Annotated in this window: 2 protein-coding genes; one reads left to right on the forward strand and one right to left on the reverse strand. The window is 29.1% G+C overall.

The window, feature by feature from the left end; translation table 11 throughout:
- The first annotated feature begins 228 nt into the window (after window positions 1-228).
- Window positions 229-1050, forward strand: coding sequence for a delta-lactam-biosynthetic de-N-acetylase (locus ACRC03_RS06270; RefSeq protein ID WP_438651699.1), 822 nt, complete (start codon window positions 229-231; stop codon window positions 1048-1050).
- A gap of 66 nt (window positions 1051-1116) precedes the next feature.
- On the opposite strand, the gene ACRC03_RS06275 is transcribed toward ACRC03_RS06270, so the two are convergent.
- A complete protein-coding gene (locus ACRC03_RS06275) occupies window positions 1117-3006 on the reverse strand; it encodes a hypothetical protein (RefSeq protein ID WP_438651700.1) in 1890 nt (629 codons plus the stop codon).
- Window positions 3007-3249: the final 243 nt, after the last annotated feature.

A 3249-nucleotide genomic window follows, 5' to 3' on the forward strand; every position in this document is an offset into this window, starting at 1 on the left:
ATTTCTGATGCTTTATCCAAGTTGTTCATTAATAAATTTCTCCAATTATGATAATATATTTATCTATATAATACCAGTATTTTTACTGAAACAAAATATATTATAAAAAGTGACAATATTTAATGGAACATATATATATTGTTTCTATTTTTTCCACTTATAATGTCATTATTGTATGGAATGATATTTGATATAAGCATTGATTTTTTAGCAAAGAAGGTGTTATTTTTGAAAAAACTGACTTGTCTTTTAACTGTCTTGTCTTTATGTTTTTCTTTGTCTGGTTGTTCTATAGCTAGTACAAATATTTCTATGGGGATAAATAAGGAAAGGTTTAAAATCCAACTTGCTGATTTTGATAATACTTGTATTAATTGGTTTTTTATTCCGAATACCCAAGCTAGAACACCTAAAATTAACGACAAACTAAATTTTGAATTAAATGATTATAATGCTATTTATAATGGTCCAACTAATTCTAATAAGAAATCTTTGTATTTAACTTTTGATGAAGGTTATGAAAATGGATATACTGAACGAATTTTAGATGTTTTAAAAGAAAAGAATGTAAAAGCTATTTTCTTTGTTACTTCTCATTATATTTGTTATTCTCCTGATACGGTAAAAAGAATGGTGGCTGAAGGTCATGTGGTAGCTAATCATACTAAGCACCACTACTCTATGCCTAGTGTTACTTATTCTGCTGTGGCTTTTAATAAAGAGCTTTATGATGTTGAAGATAGATTCAAGAAATTGACCGGTCAAGATATGCCTAAATTTTTTAGACCACCTATGGGTAAGTACTCTGAAAAGAGTTTAGCCATGACTAAAGATTTAGGTTATAAGACTGTATTTTGGAGTTTTGCTTATGGTGATTATGAACCTAATAGTCAGCCAGGTGTTGGATATGCTAAAAATCATATTTTTAGCCATCTTCATGATGGTTCTATATTGTTGTTACATGCTATATCTAAAACAAATGCTAGTATTCTTGGTGAGGTTATTGATGAGGCTAGAAAAGATGGGTATGAATTTTACTTGTTACCTTAGTTATAATCGTTAAAAAGCGTAGACTCCGTCTACGCTTAAAATATAAAATTTAACTTTTATTTTAAATTAATTAGCTCTTTCTATCATGGGTATGAATTTATCTTTATATTCATTTAATATTTTTTCAGCACTATCTACAGTTGTTTTGTTTACATATTCATAATTCAAATTTCTTTCTTCATTTATTACTTGTTCTAATTGTTCAATAGCTATTTTTTGGCCTTCTTCTCCACCTTGTTCAAATTGAACTTTAACACCAGCTATAGCATGTTGTATTCTTGCTACTATACTGCTATAACTATCATTTACTTTTGCTAATGTATCATATACATATTTTGTATCTTCATTTTCTATTCCATTATGTCTAACTCCATTTACTCTATCTACTGCTGCACCTATGTAGCTAGCCATTAATTCCCATTGACCACTTTGGGTAAAGTCTGCGCCCTTTAACATATTTGATGTCATATTTGCTTCATGTACAGCTCTTGCTAATTCTAATTTTAATTTGTATTGTTCTAATATTTTTTCTGCACTATTTATAGTAGTTTGATTTACATATTCGCCTTTTAAGTTATCTCTTTCTTCTTTTATTATTTGCTCAAATTGTTGTACCGCTATTTCTTTCCCCTCTAAGCTTCCATTTGCAAATTGAGTTTCTAATCCATTTATAGCATGTTGTATTCTTGCTACTATACTATTATAGCTTCCATTTATTTTAGCTAATGCTGTGTATATCCCCTCTACTTCTTTATATTCTACTCCATTATACACAAGACCATTTGCTCTATCTACAGCTGCTCCTATGAAGCTAGACATATATTCCCATGAACCTCTTTGAGTAAAATCTGCATTTTCTAAACGCTCTATAGCTATTTTAACTTCACCTCGTGCTACCTCTAATTGTTCTTTCAATTCTCCCTTTACTTCTGTATTATCTTTAGCTGTTTTATCTAATTCGTTCTTATATTGCGCTAACAAGCTTTTTGCACTTTCTAGTGTAGATTTATTTACATATTCATATTTTAAATTTTCTTCCTCTATGATTATTTGTTCTAATTGATTTACTGCTATTGTTCGGCCTTCTTTTGTACCATTTTCAAATTGGGCTTTGATTCCATTTATAGCATGGTTTATTCTACCTACTATACTATTATAGCTTTTATTAACATTTGCTAATGTATCATATACATACTTTGTATCTTCATTTTCTATTCCGTTATGTCTAACTCCATTTACTCTATCTACTGCTGCACCTATGTAACTAGCCATTAATTCCCATTGGCCACTTTGAGTAAAATCTGCATCCTTTAGCATATTTGATGTCATATCTGCTTCATGTACTGCTCTAGCTAGTTCTAACTTTAATTTATATTGTTCTAATTTTTCTTCTGCACTCTTTATAGTAGTTTCATTTACATATTCGCCTTTTAAGTTATCTCTTTCTTCTTTTATTATTTGCTCAAATTGTTGTACCGCTATTTCTTTACCCTCTAAGCTTCCATTTGCAAATTGAGTTTCTAATCCATTTATAGAATGTTGAATTCTTCCTACTATACTATTATAGCTTCTATTTATTTTTTCTAAGGCCTTATTTACGTTTACTATTCTTTGATCACTCGCATCTGCTCCATTATATAAAGCTCCATTTATTCTACTCAATGCAGCTTTCATGTAATCAGACATTCTTTCCCATTCTCCATATATTGTGAAGTCACATTCGTCTAATGTACTTAATGCATTATTAGCCTCTGTTTGAGCGTCATTTAATAATTGATCAATCTCAATTTCTGTTAATTTTTTAGTTTCTACTACTTGATCCTTTGTATTTTCTACTGTATCTTTAGGTTCTAATGCAAATGTAGTTACTGGCAATGCTGTACCTGCTACTGAAGTTGCAATTAACCCTGCTACTATTAATTTTTTAGTACTTAACTTTTGTAATTTTTTTGGCATGAAAATCCCCCTGTTTTTTATAATAATTTTTATTAAAACCCCTAAGCTTATCCAACCTATGAACTTCATATATTTCAAAGAAATTTCTACTAATATTTTTTCATAATAAATAAATTTCTCTGAAGTCTATTAATTATGATTACACTTATATTGTAGTTACTTCAAAATTCAATATCTATTACCCATTGATGTAGTTTTTTTTGTCTACTTATTTGTTACACTAGTAGAGTATTCTTTTGTAGT

Source organism: Romboutsia sp. (assembly GCF_051659545.1).
Lineage (GTDB): Bacteria > Bacillota > Clostridia > Peptostreptococcales > Peptostreptococcaceae > JBOFOR01.